The following is a 23,675-nucleotide window of genomic DNA, read 5'->3' as shown; positions in this document are numbered from 1 at the left end:
AATATTATACATTCAACTTCATTACCGGATATTTTTGATGAGAAGATTTAACACACCAATTTTGACACCGCTTGCAGTGTGTATACTTTCACTGGGTTTAGCTGCCTGTAACGGTAGCGATGCTGAAAGTACAGTTGTAACTGAAACAACCACCGATGAGGGAACTACAACAGATACTTCAACCGATTTTGTTGTAGAAGTCGACCCTTTTAACTTTGAAAGCGATGCGCTCATTTCATCAATTACCACTCAAACATGTACGCTAAGTAATGGTGATGAAGCCTCATGCTACAAAATTGATATTGCAGGTGCGCCTTCAAATTACGAGATTGGTGTATTTTGCCCTCAAAATATCACCTCAACAGCAGACGAAGCCGGTATTTGGTTTGATGGCACCGGTGAGGTTTACGATATAACCGGAGACTTTATTTTAAATCTACCTACATTATATAACGATAGTCATTGGCAGCTATACGACGAAGGTACAGGCCTTGTAAATGTAACCGACACACAAGAATCGTGTGATGGCGCTGCACGCCCAAACGTAGAGGAACAATACCAAAACCACTGCGTAGAATGCTCTATTGATTATGTTGATGGCGGTATATCAGAATCATTTTTAATTCCTATAACGCCTGTTGCAACCACTCAAAATAGCAGTATTGGTAACGCCAATGTAGGTGTTGCTCTCAATGGTGTTGTACTTGCTGCACCCGCGCCTGTTGAGGCTATTTTAGGCGCATACACTATTGCAGCCTTTGATGATTGCGCTGGCCATATTAACTTAGTAGCAGGCTATCACTACCACGGTGAAGCAGGTTGTAGCCAAACACAAATTCAATCAGACGGTCATGCCGCCATGATGGGTTATGCACTCGATGGATTTGGTATATTTGGCATGCTTAACGAAGATGGATTAGAACCCACTGATTTAGACGAATGTAGAGGCCACACCGACGATACACGCGGATACCACTACCATGCAGCCGATGTATCTGAAAACATGTTTATTGGTTGTTTTAAAGGTGCTACCGCAAGATAACTCGCATTCTGGCTAAATAATTAACTGAGATACTAATGAAAATATTTAACGTGATAAAAGCACTAACCACTGGCTTTTTACTTGCTGCCTCATGCTCAGCGCTAAGTCATGCAGGCCACGGCTCAAATGCGCCTTGGGAAGCATGTGAAGCAAAAGCCATTAATGAAGATTGCAGCTACACAAGCCATGATAAAAAAGCGACAGGCACATGCCAAGCAATGAACAAAGTACTTATGTGCGTTCGAAATAAACCACTTGAAACATTAATAGACAAAGCAACCCAACCAGCAAGTGATCAAAAGCAATCTGTAAAATCACTCGCTAAACGATAAAGTAACAGCTACACGCCAAAGCCTTAACGCTGTTTGTTAAGGCTTTTTTAATCGCAAATCATTAGAAAGCATACCCTTTATCTGTTAAGTTAGCTTTGTGTATCAAATAATAAAAATAAAATTCCAAAAATGGAATTACACAAGCAAGGTACTAACGTGAGCGCTACATTTAAAATTGTTTTTAATGGTCAGTTATATCAAAATACTGACCTTACCTCTGCCCAAGAACAACTCAGTCAACTTCTTAATATTCCTCATAATATTGTTGTTCAGTTATTTGATGGAAAAGCTTACGCTTTAAAAAAAGACTTATCGAGTATTGATGCTGTTAAAACAGAATCCTCACTTAAAAAGCTAGGTTTGATTACTAAAGTAGAACCTCAACTCATTACTGTAATCTCTCAATCTCAAAATAATCAAATAGCACTCACTGAGCACAGTAAAAATACAGATAAACACATTAGTGAAAGTACTAACGACAAAAGTATTTCAATACAAAATGAACGCCTAGATACAGACGAAGCCCCAAATACAGCTGCAGCTATTAAGCAAAGTTATAATAAATATAAACTACTGCGTAACACTTTAAAAAGCGCATTGTACTTTTGCTATTGCGCACTTTGTATTATTACCTTAGTAGGCGTAGTGATCACTGTTAATGCACTTAAAAACAACTTTGGCACTCTAAATAACACAACTACAAATAACACAACTACAAACAACTTAAGTTACCAAAACTATAAACAATATTTGATTGATCAAAATAGCTTAAATCAACCAACACAAAAAGTAACAAACGAGCGAACAGCTAACCCTACACAGCAAAAAAGTAATGAGTACTTTAGTCGCTTTTCATCGCTAATAAATAGCTACGCGCAAAGTACAGGACAAGCTGATATAAAAACGATGGGGGGTGATAAATTACAACAGCACCTACAAGAAATAGACGACCTAGGCCCTAAAAATGAATTTTGGCAGCAATTGATACAACTTTCAAAAAGCTTAGATAACGATAAGCACGCAATAGGGATGCTCAATAATACTGATCCCGCCAAAATACAATGGATAAACGCGGTAGATTGGATCAGCCAAAGCTATATTAGGCAACATCAAAACTCGCAAACTACCAACACCTCCCCAGCCAATGCGGATGAGCAAAGCAGCAACCCAATACTTAATCTAACGTTGTTAATAAGTATGTTGTCGTTATTCAGTATTTTTATAATTGCGATAAAAATGAAGTTACGCGCAATTAGAAATACTTAAACTTTATTTTATAAATTCCATAAAGAAACCCGCAAATTTGGATTAACAAATTTGCGGGTTTCTTATGGTTTTCGAATAACGAGTTCAAAAACCTTTATTGGTGGAGCTGGGGGATTTGAATCCCCGTCCGAAAAGCCTCGACTGTTAAAGCTAGCCAATAGAAACAATGACTTATTTTAAAATCAAAAACTTAGTTCCTTATACTATTTTCTAAAGTCTTGTGCAATCTATCTGATTTGGGCATTATGTTGACACTAAAATTAAAAGGATTTTTTATGTTCGAAGCTTTCAATTTGAAACTTAACCACGACCAACTAGGCTTGATCTTAACTCCAGAACACCTAAGCAAAATACCTGAATATAAGTCATTTTTAAAAGACGACTTGTATGCTAATTCGAATTCACACTTAGAAAAATTGCGAGAGCATCTAATTGAAAGTAAAGATGTATTAGATGGTGAAAAGATTATTGGAGACTGGTTCCCTCTTCATCATTTCGATATTTTTATTTCGCATTCACATAAAGATGAAAACCTTGTTATTATTCTTGCTTTAATTTTAAAACTTAATTGCAATTTGAATGTATTTATTGATTCATTATTTTGGGGTTTTGCGGATGATTTGCTCAAAGAAATTGATAATAAATATGCTTATGATAGCGTTACACAAACATACTCATATGAAACTCGCAATAAAACCACTTCAAATGTTTTTTTAATGCTTAATGCAGCACTTATTGATGTGATTGATAAGTCAGAGTGTCTAATTTTCTTCAACTCAGAAAATTCAATTTACCAAGGGGGTGATTCATCTAAACTATATAATTCTGAAAGTTATAGCACTTCACCTTGGCTTATGTCTGAACTAAACTTTTCTAGTAAAGCCAGAAAAGTATATCCTGAGCGAATCCCTTTAACCTCTAGAAATACACAATTTAATGAATCTTTATCTAAATCGGCTAGCGACTCTGTTGATATAAAATACAAACTGCCAATTGAGCATTTGAACAGTTTGAGTCAATCTAAATTCTTAGAATGGATTTCTTATATTTGTGATAATGAACTCCTCTCTCATGATGCATTAGATTACTTATACAAATTAACTAATTTAGGCTATACCAACAAGGATTAATACTATGACTGAAAAGCGTTTAGATTTCATTCAACAAATAATTACAAGAATGGCTAACAACTCATTTCTTTTAAAAGGTTGGTCTCTGACAGTTTCAACAGCTATTGTTGGCCTTTCATCGAAAAGTGAGGGTATAGCTGGTGACTATTTTATGCTACTTCCAGTTGTTCTTTTTTGGTACTTAGATTCATATTATTTATCCCAAGAAAGAGCTTTTAGAAAGCTTTATCAAAAAGCAATTACTGCAGAACAGATTACTAATTCTGACTACTCATTGGACAACAGAGAGTTTCTGAATGGCGTTTGTTCTATTATTTTGTCTGCAAAATCGAGAACAGTTTTACCGTTTTATTTAGCGCAAATACTGTTTATTTATTTTGGCTTCATATCTTAGGTCCAAACTTAATAGCATCCTCTAAATGACTTGGTGCAAAGATTTTGAGTAAACCATGGTTTGCTCAATCTTTGCATGACCAAGTATTTGTTGTAACACTAAAATATTACCTCCGTTCACCATAAAATGGCTTACAAAAGTATGCCGTAAAACATGCCTACATTGCCCTTTTGGTAAATTAATATCGCTTTATTTACTGCACTGTAAAACGCTGAAATAACAGCTAAAGCTTACTTGCTACAAACGTTAAACGATCATTAATAATTAAATTATAAGCATAAAAAAACCCGCAACGTGATTGCTCAAGTTGCGGGTTTCTTATGGTTTTCGAATAACGAGTTCAAAAACCTTTATTGGTGGGCTGGGGGAATCTAAACACAGCCAGTAAGTCACTGTTTAAGTTCAATTTTAACGACAACATCTTGATCAACTGGTACTAAAAATGGTACTAAAGTAAATTGCTAGTAGTATTAATAACCACAAGCCATTTGAAAATAATGTTAGTAATTAATCTAGGTGTCCTGCCAATCTAACGACTTTTTGATAATCCTCCCATAACCATAACCTACTTGTAGTGACTTCCACTCCTTTTTTTAAAATATTTTCAGTTTCTGAAAAAGTTTTTTGCATAGTACTATCAGAATAGTTTTGACCAGACTCATTAACTAATATGTGTGTACCTGGGAGTAAAAGCTTAGTTTTTCGATTATAATCATTTTTTTCATAACGGTAATGCAACACTGAGTTCTTCATATTTAGGCTATACAGCTCTGAAAATTTAGTTGGTTTACCCCATTCAGTGCTAACTATTAAATCTGTTGTAAACTGCCCTTCTGTAGCTGGATTGTTTAAAGCTCTTTCAAGAAACTGTTTATATCCCTTATCAAACTCAATTAAGGCGATTAATAGAGAAAATACATTTACAACTTGTACTTCACCATTAGTCCGATTAGCAACAAGTGCTGTGCGTAGGCATGCTTTAAATTTATCTATCAATTGGTCTATATCTCTTAAGCTTAAATCATATACCTTAGCCATCCATTCAACATACTTAGCGATTGTCACATTTAGAGTATTCTCAATAACTGGATACATATCAACTTTTCCAGCATATTCACTAAAACTAAAATCGTGTAAGTTTAAGTAATGTTTATGATCAGGTTCAGCTAACCTAGCTTCTCGATTAAAAAAACGCTTTAGGTAAGTATTAGAGTCAAAATTAAAACCGTAAACTGACTTTATCGACTCTTGTAGCTGTGTAGTATCTGTAGCTACAACAAAAACAAAGTTTTTGGTCGTGAAGAAGTGCTTGATCACTTCTAGCATTTCAATAGCGTAATTAGGTCTACATCTATCAAGCTCATCAATTAATACAATAACAGGCAGTTCTTTACCATGAGTTTGCTTAAGTACTTCAGCTAAAAGCCCTAGTTCTTTTCTTATGCTTTTAATGGCTTCTACTTGCTCCTCATGATCTTTCTTTACACTAGTAAGAAAATCTTTAGGTGAGGTTTCAAATAAAATTTTTACTACTTCTCTTCCAGCAGCAGAGTCATCCACAAGGTACTTGGTAGCTAAACCAGCTCCAGCTATTACTGCCCCCTTTAACGCTTTACCTAGAAAACCTTTTAACTTATCCAAATCAGACCCAATGTTGTGGTTAATTATTGAAAGTTGATTAATTAGCTCACTTGCCACGACTGATAATGGAACTTCCGAAAAATCACTTTCCCATGCGTCAATGTAAATAGTCGGATGCCCTTCGTTCGTCAGATGTGTGTATAGGCGTCTTAAAAATTCAGTTTTACCAGTTCCCCAAGCTCCATTTAAGTTAAGTACAAAGCCGTCGTTCTCTCCCTTAATATAGTTAGATAAAAACTCACCATACTCTTTACGATTAAGCTTACAGTTATCGAATGTATACTCTTGTAACCAATCAGAATATTTACAATTTCTAACAGCCATTAATTCTTACCTCCACTCAACATGTCAAATATCACTCGCGCGAATTGCTGGTTTCTTGCGGGATCTGACAGTAGCTGCATCATTTGTTCTTGGTGTGCGTCACTGCTTCCTAAAATGGCGTCATCCATCGCTTGAGGGAAATCACCTAGCATAGCTTGCTCTGGGCTATTATTTGCAATCTGACTCATTACAGAGGCGTTTTCAGTTAGTTTATCGCGCACTGTAAAAGCATAATTAAGCATGTCTTTATTGGTTAGGTTATCAGTGATGAAAACCTCATTAAGCTTGTCGATTATCTGCGATAAGAACGCTTCTTTTTTATCCTTCGCTTTAGCACTACCCACATCATTACTTGGCTCTAGCTTATAGTCAGGCTCGTCTTCTTTTAGCTGTATATCTTGTTGGCGTATTTTTGATAGGCGGTAATGGCTCATTACTACGTTGTCTAAATCAAGCTCATCTTCAGTCACTACTTTTTCACGTAACAGTGGGCGTAAGTGGCGGGCGAATAAGCTTAGTTTTTCAAGCTCTTTGTCGTCGTACTCCACCAGCTGCGACATAAACTCGTAAAAGCGGGTAAAGCTACCTAAATCCTTTTTGAATATCTCTAGACGGTCTTTTTCTTGTTTACACTCTTTAAAGCTTGTTTCTGCGTTAGCTATTAATACAGCGTCTTCAGTCTTTTTAGTGCGTTCAAACATTTCTTTGGCTTTTATATACGCCTCAATTGCAGATGCGTAACGCTTTTGCCAACGCTCTTTAGCGGGGTGAATAATATTACTGATCGCCGCATTAGATTTATTTTTAGTAAAGAACGCTGCACAAAACTGCTCAACCTCAGACCACAAAAATATACCGCTAGCACGCAGCTTTTCAAACAAATCAAAAACAATCTGAGGGTCAGTAACATCGGCAAGCTCTGCTGTTTGGTAGTAAGGCTGAAATGCTTCTAATATGTCTTCTGGGGCATTAAAGAAGTCCAATACAAACGTACCTGTTTCTGCTTTACTTGGGTAAGTACGATTCAATCGTGACAGGGTTTGTACACACTCAACGCCACCTAGCTTTTTATCTACATACATAGCGCATAGCTTTGGTTGGTCGAACCCCGTTTGAAACTTATTAGCCACCAGCATTACTTGGTAATCATCACTATCAAAGGCTTTGCGCATATCGCGGCCTTTAAGGTCAGGGTTCATATTTTTTTCAGTAAACTTTTTATCTAAAAATGCAGCGCTATCAGGGTCGCTTTTAGTAAATTCAACTTCGCCTGAAAATGCCACCATAGCGCGTATTGTCGAATAACCTGTTTTTTGCTCTGCTAGGGCATCTGCCACATACTTATCAAATGCTAGCTTATATCGCACAGCCTCCTTACGTGAGCCTGTTACTACCATTGCTTTAGCTTGTCCGCCTAATAAACCCATTACGTTATCTTTAAAGTGTTCAATAATCACTTTAACTTTTTGCGATATATTATGGTCGTGTAAACGCACCCATTGGTTAAGTTTTACCGCTGCTTTTTTACTATCAACCTCTTTATCTGCCGCTTCTATTTTTTGAGCAAGTTGGTACATCACCTTATAGTTAGTGTAATTTTTAAGTACATCTAATATAAAGCCTTCTTCTATTGCTTGGCGCATTGAATATATGTGGTACGCCACTGGCTTATTTTGTTTTGATGGAGGTAGTTCTGGGTCAGGTAATCGGCCAAACAGCTCTATTGTTTTTGCTTTAGGAGTGGCAGTAAATGCATAGTAGTTAAGGTTTGCACTACCACGGCGGGCTGCAACGGTTGCATCGAGTATATCCTCTGACGATAACTCAATGTCGTCATCAGTCTCTTCAGTCATTAGCACTTCTTTTAACTGACGAGCTGTAGAGCCACTTTGTGATGAATGAGCTTCATCGGCTATAACCGCATAGTTGCGCTCTTTTAAGCTGGTACTGTTCTCTATAGCACGTAATACAAACGGAAAAGTTTGAATGGTTACAATAATAATAGGCTGAGCGTTTTCAAGTGCACTGGCGAGCTTTTCTGATTTAGAACCGTCACCTTCTTTATTATTAATACGCCCTACTACACCGTCTGCATGCTCAAACTGATAAATAGTATCTTGCAGCTGATCATCAAGTACTGTTCGGTCTGTTACAACAATCACTGAATGAAATTGTTTATTACCTTGCTCGTCATACAAGGTAGAAAGCTGGTGGGCTGTCCATGCAATAGAGTTTGATTTACCTGAGCCCGCACTGTGTTGAACTAAATACTTATTACCTGTGCCCTCTTCAATTGCAGCCTCAATAAGCTTACTTACTACATCCCACTGATGATAGCGCGGGAAAATAAGCGTTTCTTTTTTATCTTTTAGCCCTTCCCAATTTTCAAACTCTTCTATTTGCAAGTGTACAAAGCTGCCTAAAATATTAAGCAGATTTTTAGGCACTAATACTTCATTCCACAAGTAATCAGTTGCATAACGGCTAGTGTCTTCAGGTACATCATTGCCTGCACCACCTTCACTTGTACCTTTGTTAAAAGGTAAAAAGAAGGTGTCGTCACCCGCCAGCTTAGTGGTCATATACACTTCATACTGGCTTACAGCAAAGTGTACTAATGCACCACGCTTAAAGGTAAGTAGTGGCTCTGGTTTTTTAGTCGCAGGGTCTTTAGGTAAGCGGGTTTGTTTGTACTGCTTAATTGCATTTTCAACCGCTTGTTTAAATTCTGATTTAAGCTCTAGGGTTGATACGGGTAAGCCATTTACAAATAATACTAAATCTATGCGCCAGCTTTTGGCTTTGCTACCTGTTACAGCTAAGTGCTCAGCATTGGCATACGGGCTATACACCAACTCTTGCACTATACGGCAGGTGTTTTGTTCATAACGCGCTAGGGTTTCGGGGTTTAGGTTATGCTCTGGTTTAAATTGGCACAGCTCAAAACGCGCATTACGAATTTTTAAACCATGGCGTAATACACCTAATACACCATACGTGCGTGAGGCTTTATCTGTGGCGTTTATATCGGCTTTTTTAAGTTGTGCCACCAGCGCTTCTAAAAAGTGGCGTTCAGGGTCATTGGGGAACACCTTACACAGCTTTTGCCACTCTTTAGGTTGGGTGTTTTTAACAAAGGTCAGTGCATCTTGTTCATACAAAGCGGTTTCGCAGTTATAGCCAGCGCCTGTGCCTTCAACCCAGCCATTAGCTACCATCTGACTAATTATTTCGTCTTGAAAAATACGTTCTTGAGTTACATCATTCATGATTTTATTCTTATTTTGTTATTTAGCATTATCAAATTGTTCAAGCTTAGGTAGCTGCTGCGGCTGCTTTTTTTTCTCATATTTTTTAGCTAATTTATCATACGCATGATTAAGTTCGTTATAACGAGCATTTCGATCATACAGCTCTAAAACAAACTGAAATACTTGAAAAGCGTATAGCAAATCGAGCTCAGCTACATCAGAGCCATGCGTCCCCTCGTTACCAATCTGTCGCAAGGCATCAAGGTATTTAGCCTCTTCAGGATGGGTTTTCTCCAAACTTTTGATCATTCGTCCAAGGTTATTACCCTCAACCTGCATATCCTTGCAAAAGTTTTCAATAGCTCGTCTTAATTTAGATGCAGACGATGGAGGATCAAAATGAAAGTGCTTAAATGCATCTAGTAGCTCTTCAGCTATATGTTTGGGAACATTTTTTGATATCGGAAATATAAAAATAGATGGAGAAAAATGCTCAACTTTTATTTTTTTAGCCTTTGATGATGACTGGCTCATACCTGTTTGGTGCTCCAATAACATTCCTGAAGCACTTATATTCTGTTGGCAGTCTGCACACTCAAAAAAACTATTAAATAAAAAAGTATTACCATTTGTAGGCTCAACAGCCTCAGCATGAGCGCTTGCTAAGATAATAAGCAATGGGATGAAAAACCCCTCGCTTTTATTACTTGCTTCACGGCTTTTATCGATTAGAGTCTGCTTTCTCTCTTTTTCAAATCGGTATTTTCGACTGGTAACAAGTAAACTATCTTTATTTACAGGACGTGTTTGTATACTGTCTTTGTCCAATTTCAGTGCATATTTATTACAATAAGGACAAGGAAGCTCAGGGTAGCTGTTTAAGTCAACAAAGCCTGAAATCCTTTTCCATAATTCAATATCCATTAATTCTCTATCCCTTTGTTATTTTTTTACTTTATGTGCAAAATTTATTTAAATTACTTTTCAGGTTTACCCTGCAGCTGTTTGAGTGCATTGGCTAAGTCTAAATCAACCTTTGATGGCTGAGCATCAATAACTCTACGGTACTTATCGTATTCTTGTTTTGCTTTTTCTGTCGCTTGTACCTGTGAAATATTGCCAGCATGGTTTAGGACTTCATAGTCACTTAAGCGCAAAAAGTCATCAAGCTTGCTTGCCCAGTCTGCCATTTTCATTAGTTTACCGTTACGGGCTTGCAGCTCTGCAAATTCTAAGTAGGAGTTAACCAGTCGGTTTAAGGTATCGAGTTCTTTTTCATCTAAATAATTTTTGCCTGTAACTACCTCTTTGCGGGTTGGTTCTGTGCCTGCAAAGCTGGTTAAGCCTAAATGAGGTTTGTCAGCATCAATACGTTTAAACACGAGCTCTGCTGCAGTATTACCATGAGCCGCCCAGTGCATTTTATTTTGAACTTTAGCAAAAAAATCAACACTTGTTTGTGCTTTGCCGTCATAATCAATGCTGGTGGCATATATGTCACATACTTTGCGCCAAAATATTTTCTCTGATGAGCGTATGTCGCGTATGCGGTTTAACAGTTCGTCAAAGTAATGCATGTTTTCTGGATTTTTAAGACGCTCATCATCCATTACAAAGCCCTTAGTTAAGTACTCTTGTAATGTTCTTGTTGCCCATTGGCGAAACTGTGTGCCTTGCTTAGAGCGAACTCGATAACCTACGGCAAGAATGGCTTCAAGGTTATAATGCGCTACATCACGAGCAACTTCGCGCGTGCCCTCTTTTCGAACTATTCGGAAATTCCTAATGGTTGCATTTTGTTCAAGTTCGCCCTCATTATAAATGTTACTTAAATGCTCATTTATAGTCGGTACACTCTTTTGATACAGCTCAGCTATTAGGTTTTGAGTTAACCAAAGTGTTTCAGTTTCAAAGCGACATTCAACCTTGGTTTGCCCTTCGTCTGTTTCAAATAAAATAAACTGCCCAAGAGTTGGTGTCACCTTGTTAGTCATTAGGTTGCTCCCAGTTACGCACGTCGATTTTGCCTGTGACTGCGGCAGAGATTAGAGCGGTGCGGCGTTCTTTTAAAAGTTTTACAGCATCATTGGCATCATTATCTAGCTTCTCAAAATAATCTAATTTCAGTCTAATGTATTCAACTATCAACTGCTGTTCGCTCAATGGAGGAAGAAGACAATTTATACCTAAATAGTCTTCTTTCGCAATATTCTGCATACTACTACTAGCCCCTTCAGCTGCTAGAGAGATCTGAACCCGAAAACCCTCAACAGTCATAAAGTAAGCTAAGTACTCAGAATTCAAATCAACCTTTTCATTGAAGTTTGTTTGCCATAACCGATCAGGTAAATAGACATTTTGAGCATATTCACCAACAAGCGCACTGGCTCCAACCAGTTCAGGCGTATTCATCCGACTTATAATAATAGCCCCTTTCCTAACGGGACATTTCACGCGATGGAGGTCTTCTGACACAACAGTCTTATTTTCTTCTACTCTAAATGTACGTGTATATACGCAACTAGTTTTTAAAACACCAACTTCGTTAGCACTAGCAGGAACATCAGCGGCATTTACACTACAACCTGACTCTAACGATTCAATTAGATGCTTTAAACGCAATACCCCCCAATGAGCAGGCACTTCACCCAACCACTCTACACCTGAATCTTTCATCGGGGAGTTTTGATTCAGTCCTTTAGTCACTGCATGACTGATCACTGCTTGGCGCTTTTCTTTTAGTAGCTTAATCAGTTGTTGCTGCTTTTTAATCAAGGTATCGATTTTAGCGGTTTCGTGATCGAGAAAGTTAGCGATTTGTGCTTGCTCTAAAACGGAGGGGAATGGTATCTGAAACTTCCGAATTTGTTGTATACCCAAAGCGGCGCGAGTAGAACCTGTAGCTAAATAATTTGTTTGAGATATAACAACATCACTATCTAACGCATACAGTAAATATTGACTATTTACGTTCTGCTTAGCCTTAATAAGAACTAAGGTGGCTGACAATGCGCATCTTCCATGAGGAATTATTTTTCTTGGTAGTCCCAAAGTACCTACTTTACAAAAAATAATATTATCAGGCTCAATTTTAAAGCTCCGTTCTTGCTTCAAAACGGCACTTTCTTCTACAGGGCGCGCTGTTTCAAAATTAAGACTACCGTCTTTATTAACATCTCTTATACCTATATACGGAAAGCCTGAATCACTATTACAAATCGCTGGGGCACGATGATCAGGTTGTGGATCAATGATATCTGAAATGGAGCTCAAAACAGCCCGCTTCCAGAGAGTTGGAATATCTGGAATAAATTGATGACCTGAGCACTTGTATTCAGAATAAGTAACATATTTATTCATTAAGAATGCACCTCTTGCAACAACTTCATAATGTCGCTGCTCACAGCATCAAGCTCTTTATCAATTTCGGCTAAGTCGCGTGGTGGTTGGTACTCATAAAAGTGGCGGTTAAAGGGAATTTCGTAACCAACTATACCTAGCTCGCCGTCTTTATCATCGCACTTGGTGTCGTTAATCCATGCATCGCTTACATGGGGAGCTACTTCACGGTTAAAGTAGTTTTCAACCATGAGTTTTGTGTTAATACTTGGTTGGGCTGAGCCGTTTAAATAAGCCTCTTTTAACGGTACGTTTTCATTATCGCGTAAGTCGCCATCTTGCTTATAAATAACTACTTTCCCTTGCCACTTTGTAACATTACCTTGATATTCAAATGCGCCATACATTGGGTCTGCTGAATCTTTATAGATTTTATCAACCACGCACTCTGCCGCTGGATTTTTAAAAGTAATGGCATCGAGCAGCTGTTTTTTCTCTTTGGTTTCTAGCTTAATATCTAACGCTTTAAGGGCTTGTGTATAGGTTATATCAAACTGGTTAAAGTCGTCTGATTGCAGTTGCTTACCACCAGCATCGCCACCTAATTGTGTTTGTAGTTGCTGCGCTTTTTCCATGAGTGATTTTTGGAATAACCAAAGTTTAGGTTCTAGTACATCTTTAATTTGTTTTTCTTTCAGCTCTGGGAAGTCGGCTTTAATAATAGCTCTGGCTTCAATTTCAACAGTGCTTAAATCACCGTACTGGTCGTCAGTAGTCCACTGCGCGCCAAACTTTTCATACAGCGCCATCATGGCTGCATTGTATGGCTTTGGTGCAAAACGAAGTGATGCAATAGCTTCATCAGTTACTTGCGCTGACAACCTAAGTGGGCGCTCTATAGTGATACGGCGATAACCAAACTCATAGGTATTAAATATTTTACTGGCAAAGGTTTTTGCTACATCGGCTTTAGGGTTAGCCGCTTGGCGACCTCGGCTACTTTTAGCCTCTGTTGGTTTAGCTAATCCTAACTCTTCAAGCGTTGTTGTTTCTACTTGTTCAAAGCTACCAAAACTACGAGTGATTAGTTTAATGTCGTCTTCGCTCATAATGTTACGTTTAGAACCAAGGGATTTACGCATTTTACCGCATAAATTAGCACCATTAATTAGCTGAACCTTATTTTTACGCTCAGCGCTTTGCTGCTGCGCTTTTTTGTTCGACAATACCCACACATAAGTAGCAATGCCTGTGTTGTAAAACATATCGGTTGGTAAGGCTATAATTGCCTCAAGTAAGTCAGACTCTAAAATATAACGGCGAATCTCACTTTCACCACTTCCTGCACCGCCCGTAAATAAAGGCGAACCATTTAGAATAATACCAATACGCCCGCCGTTATCGGATGCATCGCGCATTTTACTAATTAGGTGCATTAAAAATAGCAATGAGCCGTCTGACACTCTTGGTAGGCCTGCACCAAAGCGACCATCAAAGCCCTTAATGGTATGCTCGTCTTTAATATCGCCTTCAATCTTTTTCCAATCTACACCGAATGGCGGATTAGACAGCATGTAGTCAAACTTATCTACTGCAAGCTGATCATTCGATAAGGTATTACCTAGTTTAATACGGCTTACGTCTTGCCCTTTAATCAGCATATCGGCTTTACATATAGCGTAAGACTCTGGGTTTAACTCTTGACCAAATGCGCGCATAACCGCATTAGGGTTAAGCTCGTGTACGTATTCCATACCTGATGATAAAAAGCCGCCAGTTCCCGCTGTTGGGTCGTAAATGGTGCGAATAATACCTTCTTTGGTTAGGGCGTCATCGTCTTCCATAAACACCAGCGAAGTAGTTAAACGGACTATATCGCGTGGGGTAAAGTGCTCCCCTGCGGTTTCGTTAGAGCTTTCAGCAAAGCGACGTATTAACTCTTCAAACACCAAACCCATATCGTGGTTTGATATAGCTTGCGGGCTTAAATCGGTCGTTGCGAACTTTTTAACGACTTTAAAGAGTAAGTTGGCATCGTCTAACAAACCTATAAATTCATCAAACTTAAAATGCTCAAATATTTCGCGGGCATCAGCTGAAAAGCATTGAATATAACGCTCAAGATTAGCTTTAATATCACCCTGCCCCATTTTTCCTAAATCCATAGGCGAGGTATTAAAAAAGGTTAAGCCGTTTGTAGCTCTGACCAACAGCTTTTCTTGTGCATCTTCTGGGAGGTTTAACGTTTTAATGCGCTCAAACTCGGCGACTACTGCATCTTTACTTGGTGCAAGCACACACTCAAGGCGACGTAATAAAGTAAAAGGTAAAATAACACGGCCATATTGAGACTGTTTAAAGTCGCCGCGAAGTAAGTCAGCTACTGACCAGATAAAAGCAGCTGTTTGAGAAAAGTTATTATTAGTTGTCATTTTAATCTTCCATAAAGTAATCGCTATCGAGCGCTTTTACTTCAAATACATGTTTGGTGCTTACGCCTAAATTATGAGTAAGCATGAGTTCGGTTAGTTGCGCGCCATCCACCAGCACTATGCGTTTTTCTATCATGCCTACATATTCGAGGGCATCTTTACTAAAGCTGCTGGTGGTAATGAAAACGCCCTTTTTAGCACGGTGCATATCAAGCGCACCTGCAAAAGCTTGTATATCTGGGCGACCAACTGTTTTATTGGTATAACGTTTGGCTTGCAAGTATATCATTTCAAGACCAAGTTTATCTTCTTTGATTACACCATCAATACCACCATCTTGCGTGTATTGAGTAGCTTGGCCTGCATCTTTACGTGATCCGCCATAGCCCATGGCGAGCATTAAATCGACCACTAGGTTTTCAAAAAATACTGGGGATGCTGCTAATATCGCTTTTAATATTTCGTCACTTAGATTGGTATTGAGCGTATCAATTGCAGCTTCTATAAGCTCTTCTGGGGTTTTATCAGCGTTATTACTTACTATGCTGGTGGTGTTTACTTGTGTGGGCTCGTTTGCGTCTTTAGAGCGTGTTTTAAAATCGAGGAAAGCATCGAACTTACTTAAATATTGGTTATTGATTGGCTCGCCCGACTCTATTGCAGCTAACCCTTTTTGAGTGATTTTACAAAAAGCCCTTTTAGGCTGCTCTATTAAACCTGCTTGCACTAAGTAAGTTTTAGCCCACCCCAAACGATGATAAGCATATGTTTGCTTGCCACTCGGTATGCGGAGCTTTAACTGTTCGGCACTAAGCCCAAGTTTACGATAAACATCGGCATCAATATCACGCAGCTTAACAGTTTTACCATTAGCTAGGCATGCTAGCAACGGTGTCATAAATGATTGGTAATCAGGGAGTGACATAGAATTCCTTTACTGGTGAAGTAGCTATAATCCATTATTAAGTAAAAGATATTATATAAAACTGACCCGTTTATCAAAGCAAACAGGCATGCCTAGGTTCTTTAAAATCAGAATTGACTAAATTACGCATCAAAGGTGATCGTTTAAAGAGCGATCACTTTTAAGCATTAAACTCTCAAAATCAATAAAAACCCATAAGCCACTGTTTTTAAATGACAATAAATTTAATATTTGATTGTTTGGTAGCTTGATCGGTTGCATTCCTATTTTTTAAGTGGGGCTGCTTTAGCTGCTTTGCTGTGTGGCAAGACCCCCTTTAAGCTCAGAGTTTAAACGACAAAGCACCTCCATACCTCTTGAGGTGTTTGTAAATTAATAGCCTGACCTCACAGTCGTGCCTTTTATCCATTTTTTTTAGTGCTTCCAGCTGGACTAAGCATAAGGCTTTATACTCAAATTCAGACAGCTCTTTGTCTAACGGTACACCATGTAATACTTTAGCTCTACCACCATGCTTATAAGCGTTTTTGTTACCCTTTGGCGCACCAGCTCCTTTTCTTTTACCACCCCTAGCCATTTAACTACCCTCCATATATTCAAGTCTACTTGAAGAGTAGTTTTTTACTGACTGCGAGACACGCCGCTTAGAATAGCATTTAGCAAGGTAACTAAGCCTGTAAACTGTTTCCTTAAAAGTTTCGTAGCAACCCCCCTGATTAGTGTACAGGTGGTAAAAACAGTTAGTCGGGACATAAATCGAGCCACCATAAGCCACCTTTTTCCACATTACTTTAAGTAATTCTATTAATTTACTAGGATGCGCTATTTTGTGGCCATTTAAAAAGTAAGCTATGTGATAATGCTGGTGATCAGCTTTAACTTGCTCTCTTACCCAAATGAAGGCGACCTTGCCATATATTTTCTTTATTTTTTGCTGCATGTAATTACCAAATTGCGACATTACCTTGTTGTTTTGGCTATAACTCTTTAACCTCAAGTCCAGCCTTAAAACCAGTACTTTTGAAAAATAACATAGCATTATGTCTAACTGCTTAATCGCCGACTCAACAATTTCATTATGATACCCATCTGGGAAATTCATTACCTCTAAAGCCACGTAAGACTCTTCTGATACTTTGTGATAATGTATTTCTACGCCATATTTTTCTTTTAACTCTTCGACTAACTGTGATGCCATAGTTTTCTCTAAATAATATAAATAACCTGCAGTTCAATGACTCTACTAGCCATGCTATGACTAGCCTCGTGCGAAAGTAATGATTATATAAAAGGGTCATTCCGTTTAAATAACATCCCCTGACGTTCTAAATAGTACCTATAAGGTTAGTTTTTTAACTTCATTTAAAGGCCAACCTGTGACTTTTTGTGCTAATTTCGCAGGCTCTGATAATGTCCCTTCTTTTACCAGCTGACCTATTAAATAAGACGAAATACCAAAGTGAGCTTGTATCGCTACTTTTGAAATAAACACCTCTTCATCTGCGACTTCGATTTCTCGTTTAGCCAAAAACTTCATGCTTGCACTCTTGAGTCAATCCAGTTGATAACATCGCTATATTGCCATCCCATAGCACGACCGCTTTGTACGAGCTTGATACTCTGCGGGAACTCGCCTTTACTCTGTAAGTCGTAAATCATTGTCCTAGATAAACCAGTTAAAGTTTGTACATCTTTAAGGCGAAGAATTCTCTTACTATCAGTTAACAAGCTGTTTAAGTTCATAATATCATTCCAATTATTGAAGGGGTTAAATCCCATAAGTTATTAAAACGAACCAAGACGTTCGCTTAAGTACGGGAAGGATTATGAGTAATAAAACAGACGCATTAAATGGAGTTTAATTGACTAAACTCCATTTAAATCAGAGCCAAAAAAGCCTATTAGACGCTGTGAAATAGTATTAACGGGTTAGAAAAAGTTAATGTTCTAGGTCGCAGAGTTGTTAAGGATGATTACTATTTAAGTCGTTATTCATGTAATCAACGATTTGAGGAAGTGGTATTTTTAATAAGCTATTATCAAAGGTATCAAACATTATATAAACGCTGTCTTTTCAAAAGCGTTACTAATCATCTCATCAAGCTTGCCGCTTTGAATTAAGCCTAGTTTTTTGTGCGCTCTATTACCTTTCTGATAGTAAAATGGCTCTGAACTTGGGATTTTTGAATAAAGCTTACTAATATAAATAGCCTCGTTAAAGCCATCAAACGATGAAATACGAAATTTTCTGGCTAAGCCTTTTATTATTTTATTAACTAACACGTCAAGGCTAATATGGGCTTTCAGGCTTTGAAATGCCTTTTCCTTAACCAGCTTATCAGTTACAGCGTACGCTAACATGAGACGTCTATCATCTTGAGGCATACTTATGCCCGTAATGTCTTGATACCCACTACTAAGAATCGACTCATACAAGTTAATACAATCGCTGGTAAAGTGTTTCTCAAGATAACTAAATGCAATATCTCGTTGCTTTACCTGCTGTTGGCTTCTCTTTCCTTTGCTTAAGTTTAAGCCTATATGTTTGGCTAAGCTTTGTGTGGCTTTATGCTCAGATATAACTAGTTTCACATTTAAGTACTGCCTAAGGAATAGGTCTATACTTGAAATAATACTCCAAGCATCAAAAGTACTATAAGACTCCCTCGAGACTACTATTTGATACAGCTCTTTTGCTACACGTTGATATGTTAGAGTTTTTAACTGCCTTGCCTTGGCAACTTTCTCATTTCTTAAGGCAATCCCTTGATGATACAACAAGCTCTTGGAGTAACGGTTCAACGCATTAAGCTCCCCAATAAGCTCTCCTAGTGATAAAAGCTCTGAAGGCCTCAACTCTTCGTTAGCGGAAGCAGAATCGTAGAGTTTATCAAGCTTCTTCTCTATCTCTACGCGAGTAATACCAAGGATATGCAACTCATCAAAAGTCGTTAAGGTTGTATTATCCTCTATTGCTGATAGTGAATACCTTACCTTATCTAAAAAAGCCAACAAAGAGCCTGACTCAATAAGCTCTTTATCGTTTGAAATTAGACTTGCAGTAGTAATATCAAGGGCATTGAATTGAGATAGCTTGTCAAACACTCGTTGCCACCTTAGCTTTATTGATATAATCGCTCCACCAGCTCATTACTTCTCTACGATTTTCAACGTACTCAGCACGATTGTACGCAGCCCTAATTTCATTTTTCTCTTGGTGAGCCAATGCAACTTCTATTAATTCTGAATCAAACAGTTTAGTTTCATTTAGTATTGTACTAGCAAGTGATCTGAGACCATGAGCAACCAACTCACCTTTAAAACCCATGCGCTTAATTGCAGCATTGGCAGTTTGAGGATTAGTATGACTTCTTGGTTCTCTGTCAGCAGGGAAAATATACTGGCGATGACCACTTACAGGCTTCATTAATTCTAGTATACGTAATGTACTTGGCGTTAACGGTACTTTATGGCTTTTCGACATTTTCATTTTTTCTGCGGGTAATATCCATACCTTGCTTTCAAAATCTATTTCAGACCACTCAGCCATAGCAGCTTCACTAGGCCTTACCATTGTATGCAGTTGCCATTCGATTAAGCACCGAGTTGTAAACTTAATACTTGCTCTTGAAAGAGCCTCCATAAACTCAGGTAACCTTTCACTGCCTATAGTGGCCATAGACTTTTTGATCGGAGTTTGAAACGCAGCTTTAATACCCGCCAAAGAGTTATGCTCTACGACTCCTGTATTAACCGCATAGACCATGATCTCATTTAAACGCTGGCATAGCCTTTTAACAGTTTCAAGCGCCCCCTTGGCTGCAATAGGCTTAATAGTATCGATAGCGAGCTTTGCCGTTAGGCCACTCAAAGGACGTTGGCCTAAAGTAGGGAATATATGCCTTTCAAGTGAATTCCACACATCTTCTGCGTAATTAGGTGAAACCGTACTCCTCTTAAGCTCAAACCAGTCGAGCGCTACTTTCTCTAAAGTATTTAACCGTGATTGCGTCTCTTGAGTATATTGCTGCTCTTTGTACTCTTTTGGGTCTATTTCATTAGCAAGAAGCCCGCGTGCCTCTTCTCTTTTTGCTCTAGCTGCGGCAAGGGTAATTTGAGGATACTGCCCAAAAGAGAGGTTAGTTCTTTTTTTAGTGAATGGTCTGTAGTACTTAAATAACCAACTTTTAGTACCATTAGGCCTTATTGATAACTGAAGTCCACTACCATCAGAAAGTGAGTATTCCTTTTCCTTTGGCTTAGCTTGTTTAATTTGGGTATCGTTGAGGGGTTTTACAGTTCTGGCCATTTATTTTATATATACCATGCTCTAGCCCTGTGAATTCAAGGCTTTCTTATTTGTTAGTACCACAGCATTTTCACAAGTGAGGGCTTTGGTACTAACCATGGTACTAAAAATACTGGATGTAGGTAAACCTCTTGGGATATTACAGGCAATAAAAAACCCGCTAGCCTATGTGGCTAGCGGGTTTCCTGTATCTGTTCGGATGTTATCGAACAGCAAATTGGTGGAGCTGGGGGGATTTGAACCCCCGTCCGAAAAGCCTCGACCGTCGGTACTACATGTTTAGTATTGTCATTTAATTAACCTTTAAGTCCCGGACAAACACGGTAAATAAAGGCGAGGCCGCTTAGTTTTAGCGCTTCAACCCCGGCCAGGGTTTCCGTCGCGATCAGGTGTTAGGGTGACACTCCAAAATCCAGTCCACAAGAATACATGGAAGGAGCGCTAGCCAGCCTAAGCTGCTAGAGAGTAGTTATCGTCGTTTGCGATTACTTTAGGTTGCGGCTGTTTAACGAGGCAAACCGCACCTCGACATGCACCTTGGGCTTCTTGAATTCCGTCGAATCCTAATCAGCCCCTGAATTAGTAACTCAATTCAGAGCGTGCAAACAGTATAACTGAGTAAAGTACTGATACTCAAGGCCTAGTAACGCTTTATTTTAATTGTATGTGCCAATCGCGTGTTAAGTAACCAAAATTTAGTTTATGCAAGCCTATATAAACATTTACTTAACAATGTGTTTAACCTGTGTTCAAATGAGGAGTTAAGGTTTTTGCTATTTCTAAACCTTTAGTTGTAAAAAATAAAAATAATAACAGGCATAGAGTAGGGAATTAATAAATGTCGGTTTTTTCATTTGATAAAAGTACAGGGTTTGTCTCTTTAGAAAGTCACCCTATTGATAGTGGTTTTCCTGTTACAAGTACTCAGTTAACGCAAATGCTAGAGCAATCTGAGTTTAGTGAGTACGAAGCTGTCATTGCCAATATTGGAAAGCTTTTTGCGCCAACTAAAAATTATCAGGAAGTATCGCTTGTCGTTGCTAAAGCTGTAGATGCTTCAATTGTCATTAATATTGATGAAAAAAACATGGTCGCAGAAGCAACATTAACTACCGCTAAAGGTGGCGCACTTTTGTCTATGGAAGGCGCGCAAAAAGCACTTGCTGATGCAGGTGTTAAAAAAGGAATAAGTCCTCGTGCGCTTGATACCTTTTTAGGCCAGCAGTTTGAGCAACCAGCAGGAAGCTCTTACAGTGCCATAATTGCACATGGGCGCAATCCAAAAGAAGGCAGCGATGCCAAATTTGTACGTTTATGCTCAACAGCTCAAGACCGAGTACTTAGCCCACAAGCTAAAGAAGGCGGTAAGGTTGATATGAAAAACCTTGGCGCTATTATCACCGTAAAACCTGGCACTCCCTTAATGCAGCGTATTGCAGCGACCCCTGGAGAAGAAGGCTATACGGTATTTGGCGATTCAATTAGTGCAAAACCAGGTAAAGATCACCAACTCCAGCCTTTCGAAGGTACAAAAGTAGACCCTAATAATCCTAATATGCTTATTGCCGACTGCAAAGGCGTGCCCGTTGCCCTACCCCGTGGCATGCGTGTAGATGATGTTTTATGCTTTGATAACGTAGATGTAAGTACAGGCCATGTTGATTTTGATGGTAGCGTAATTATTACTGGCGATATTAAAGATGGCATGCGTGTAAAAGCCAACGGTGATATTACGGTACTTGGTTTTGTGGAATCAGGAACTGTTGAAAGTAAAAGTGCCGTAACCATTATGCTTGGCGCAATTGGCCGAAAACGTGAAGGCGAGGAAGCATTTACGTGCTGTATAACCTCTCAGCGAACTATTTCGATTGGTTATGCCCAGTACTGCAATATTAAATCCGAACAAGATTTATTTATTGAACGCCAAGCTCTGCATTGTGATTTAAGTGCTAGGCGATTAATACGTGTAGGCAAAGCAAATGACCCGCGAGGTAAAATTATTGGCGGTAATATTTTAGATGCTATGCGCATTGAAACGGGTGAGCTCGGCGCGCCAGCCGGTACTAAAACACGCGTATTTTTAGCGCAGCTCTGGTTTGAGCTTCGCCAAAAGCAAACTCAAATAACCGATTTTGAAAAAGTACTTGCGACTAAAGTAACCGCTTTACAACAAGCTCGCGAAAAAGCGAGTAAAATTGCGGGGGCTGCTCAGCGCCAGCAATTCATGAATAAAATAACTGAAAATGAAAAGCATATAAAAATACGCTCTGCGCATATTCATCGTCAAAAACTACTTATTAAGCAAAAAATAGTGCAATTACTTGCCAGTAGCCGCTTAAAAGTAAATGAATTAATGCACCCTGGTGTGGAGCTTAAAATAGCGAAAGATTCTAAACAATTTTCGCGTATTTACCCGCCCCACCTAGTTAAGCTAACTGAGGGTAAAATTACTCAGACGTTTTAGTTTCTTCGTCATTTTCAGTTTCAACTTCAGCTTCAGCTTCAGCTTCAGCGTCATCTAGTGGCGCTAATGGCCAACCACCTAATTGCTGCCAGCGGTTTACTATTAAACAATAAAGCTCAGCTGTACGTTCTGTGTCGTAAAGCGCTGAGTGCGCTTGGCTGTTATCAAACTCGATACCAGCCGCTCTACATGCTTTTGCTAATACAGTTTGCCCTAACGCTAAACCCGCTAAAGATGTTGTATCAAAGCTTACGAACGGGTGAAATGGCGTACGCTTAATGTTATTACGCTCTATTGCTGCATTTAAAAAGCCATGATCGAATGCGGCATTATGCGCCACAATAACTGAGCGTTGGCACCCAGCAGCCTTTTGCGCTTTGCGTACTACTTTACATATTTCTTTAATTACTTCATCTTCAGGTACTGCGCCACGTAATGGTGAAAACGGGTCTATACCGTTAAAGTCGATGGCTGCTTGTTCTATATTAGCGCCTTCGAATGGCTGAACATGAAAATGAACAGTATGATCTATGCTGAGCAGTCCTTCGTCATCCATTTTTAAAACAGAGGCTGCTATTTCTAACAAGGCATCTGTTTCTTTGTTAAAACCTGCAGTTTCAACATCAATAACAACAGGAAAAAATCCACGAAAGCGTTTTGCGAAAGGTGTTTGCTCAGTATTTGCCATAGTCTTCTTTGTTTATACGTGTAAGCTGACTATTATGTCAAAATTGATGCCCCCTAGGCTAGGGGATTTAAGTATTTATTGCTTTAAAATTGTAGGCACATAACTTGCTTTAACTTATAAGTTAGTTATATAGAGAAC

The 23,675-nt window shown here is 38.8% G+C and carries 19 protein-coding genes, 1 other RNA gene and 1 pseudogene; 6 read left to right on the top strand and 15 right to left on the bottom strand.

The features are described 5' to 3' along the window. Nucleotides 1-37 precede the first annotated feature (37 nt). The 5 genes from GQR38_RS02820 (at nucleotide 38) to GQR38_RS02800 (ending at nucleotide 4,164) form a co-directional block, all read left to right on the top strand. Nucleotides 38-1,042: a YHYH protein gene (locus GQR38_RS02820; RefSeq protein WP_165721353.1), complete on the top strand. Its 1,005-nt coding sequence runs from the start codon at nucleotides 38-40 to the stop codon at nucleotides 1,040-1,042. Between the two features lie 35 nt (nucleotides 1,043-1,077). Beyond that, nucleotides 1,078-1,374: a hypothetical protein gene (locus tag GQR38_RS02815; protein ID WP_007581994.1), complete on the top strand. Its 297-nt coding sequence runs from the start codon at nucleotides 1,078-1,080 to the stop codon at nucleotides 1,372-1,374. A gap of 156 nt (nucleotides 1,375-1,530) precedes the next feature. Next, nucleotides 1,531-2,640, top strand: a complete 1,110-nt coding sequence (locus GQR38_RS02810) for a hypothetical protein (protein ID WP_346774063.1) — start codon at nucleotides 1,531-1,533, stop codon at nucleotides 2,638-2,640. 275 nt (nucleotides 2,641-2,915) lie between these two features. After that, the gene (locus tag GQR38_RS02805; RefSeq protein ID WP_165721351.1) at nucleotides 2,916-3,770 is read left to right on the top strand and encodes a hypothetical protein; all 855 of its coding nucleotides are present in this window, start codon (nucleotides 2,916-2,918) and stop codon (nucleotides 3,768-3,770) included. Between the two features lie 4 nt (nucleotides 3,771-3,774). Then, nucleotides 3,775-4,164, top strand: coding sequence for a hypothetical protein (locus tag GQR38_RS02800; protein WP_165721350.1), 390 nt, complete (start codon nucleotides 3,775-3,777; stop codon nucleotides 4,162-4,164). Here GQR38_RS02800 and GQR38_RS02795 read toward each other — a convergent pair. The 14 genes and pseudogenes from GQR38_RS02795 to ssrA form a co-directional block, all read right to left on the bottom strand. Continuing rightward, nucleotides 4,154-4,344 (bottom strand): annotated as a pseudogene (locus tag GQR38_RS02795) (tyrosine-type recombinase/integrase); the annotation flags it as partial. The gene GQR38_RS02800 and the pseudogene GQR38_RS02795 sit on opposite strands and share 11 nt — an antisense overlap. Before the next feature lie 327 nt (nucleotides 4,345-4,671). Beyond that, nucleotides 4,672-6,129 (bottom strand): P-loop NTPase fold protein, encoded by a 1,458-nt coding sequence (locus GQR38_RS02790; protein ID WP_165721349.1) that lies wholly within the window; start codon nucleotides 6,127-6,129, stop codon nucleotides 4,672-4,674. Further along, nucleotides 6,129-9,398 carry a DEAD/DEAH box helicase family protein gene (locus tag GQR38_RS02785; protein WP_165721348.1) on the bottom strand — a complete coding sequence of 1,090 codons (3,270 nt, stop codon included), beginning with the start codon at nucleotides 9,396-9,398 and terminating at the stop codon, nucleotides 6,129-6,131. Before GQR38_RS02785 ends, GQR38_RS02790 begins: the two co-directional genes overlap by 1 nt. Nucleotides 9,399-9,416: 18 nt before the next feature. Then, nucleotides 9,417-10,304: a DUF4145 domain-containing protein gene (locus GQR38_RS02780; RefSeq protein ID WP_165721347.1), complete on the bottom strand. Its 888-nt coding sequence runs from the start codon at nucleotides 10,302-10,304 to the stop codon at nucleotides 9,417-9,419. Nucleotides 10,305-10,357: 53 nt separating this feature from the next. Continuing rightward, nucleotides 10,358-11,374 (bottom strand): virulence RhuM family protein, encoded by a 1,017-nt coding sequence (locus tag GQR38_RS02775; RefSeq protein ID WP_165721346.1) that lies wholly within the window; start codon nucleotides 11,372-11,374, stop codon nucleotides 10,358-10,360. Next, nucleotides 11,367-12,740, bottom strand: coding sequence for a restriction endonuclease subunit S (locus GQR38_RS02770; RefSeq protein ID WP_165721345.1), 1,374 nt, complete (start codon nucleotides 12,738-12,740; stop codon nucleotides 11,367-11,369). The genes GQR38_RS02775 and GQR38_RS02770 overlap by 8 nt, the downstream gene beginning before the upstream one ends. Then, on the bottom strand, nucleotides 12,740-15,151 hold the full coding sequence (locus GQR38_RS02765) for a class I SAM-dependent DNA methyltransferase (protein ID WP_165721344.1): 2,412 nt from the start codon (nucleotides 15,149-15,151) through the stop codon (nucleotides 12,740-12,742). Before GQR38_RS02765 ends, GQR38_RS02770 begins: the two co-directional genes overlap by 1 nt. A 1-nt stretch (nucleotide 15,152) precedes the next feature. Next, nucleotides 15,153-16,076 carry a restriction endonuclease gene (locus tag GQR38_RS02760; RefSeq protein WP_165721343.1) on the bottom strand — a complete coding sequence of 308 codons (924 nt, stop codon included), beginning with the start codon at nucleotides 16,074-16,076 and terminating at the stop codon, nucleotides 15,153-15,155. A gap of 577 nt (nucleotides 16,077-16,653) precedes the next feature. Next, on the bottom strand, nucleotides 16,654-17,274 hold the full coding sequence (locus tag GQR38_RS02755) for an inovirus-type Gp2 protein (RefSeq protein ID WP_165721342.1): 621 nt from the start codon (nucleotides 17,272-17,274) through the stop codon (nucleotides 16,654-16,656). A gap of 138 nt (nucleotides 17,275-17,412) precedes the next feature. After that, the gene (locus tag GQR38_RS02750) at nucleotides 17,413-17,613 is read right to left on the bottom strand and encodes a hypothetical protein (RefSeq protein ID WP_165721341.1); all 201 of its coding nucleotides are present in this window, start codon (nucleotides 17,611-17,613) and stop codon (nucleotides 17,413-17,415) included. Continuing rightward, nucleotides 17,610-17,819 (bottom strand): AlpA family phage regulatory protein, encoded by a 210-nt coding sequence (locus GQR38_RS02745; protein WP_165721340.1) that lies wholly within the window; start codon nucleotides 17,817-17,819, stop codon nucleotides 17,610-17,612. The genes GQR38_RS02750 and GQR38_RS02745 overlap by 4 nt, the downstream gene beginning before the upstream one ends. Nucleotides 17,820-18,131: 312 nt before the next feature. Next, the gene (locus tag GQR38_RS02740) at nucleotides 18,132-19,181 is read right to left on the bottom strand and encodes a hypothetical protein (RefSeq protein ID WP_165721339.1); all 1,050 of its coding nucleotides are present in this window, start codon (nucleotides 19,179-19,181) and stop codon (nucleotides 18,132-18,134) included. After that, entirely contained in the window at nucleotides 19,174-20,385 is a 1,212-nt protein-coding gene (locus GQR38_RS02735; RefSeq protein WP_165721338.1) for an integrase domain-containing protein, read from the bottom strand. Before GQR38_RS02735 ends, GQR38_RS02740 begins: the two co-directional genes overlap by 8 nt. A 218-nt stretch (nucleotides 20,386-20,603) precedes the next feature. Continuing rightward, nucleotides 20,604-20,960, bottom strand: a transfer-messenger RNA (tmRNA) gene (gene ssrA, locus GQR38_RS02730). 263 nt (nucleotides 20,961-21,223) lie between these two features. Here ssrA and GQR38_RS02725 point away from each other — a divergent pair. Then, nucleotides 21,224-22,849, top strand: coding sequence for a FapA family protein (locus GQR38_RS02725; RefSeq protein WP_165721337.1), 1,626 nt, complete (start codon nucleotides 21,224-21,226; stop codon nucleotides 22,847-22,849). Here the strand turns inward: GQR38_RS02725 and rnt are convergent. Further along, entirely contained in the window at nucleotides 22,833-23,537 is a 705-nt protein-coding gene (gene rnt / locus GQR38_RS02720) for a ribonuclease T (RefSeq protein ID WP_165721336.1), read from the bottom strand. The genes GQR38_RS02725 and rnt overlap by 17 nt on opposite strands. Between the last annotated feature and the right edge of the window lie 138 nt (nucleotides 23,538-23,675).

The sequence above is a fragment of the Pseudoalteromonas sp. c7(2019) genome (assembly GCF_011378625.1).
In the GTDB taxonomy this organism is placed as follows: domain Bacteria; phylum Pseudomonadota; class Gammaproteobacteria; order Enterobacterales; family Alteromonadaceae; genus Pseudoalteromonas; species Pseudoalteromonas arctica.
The sequence above is the reverse complement of the archived record's forward strand: the minus strand, read 5'-3'. Positions and strand labels throughout refer to the sequence as shown.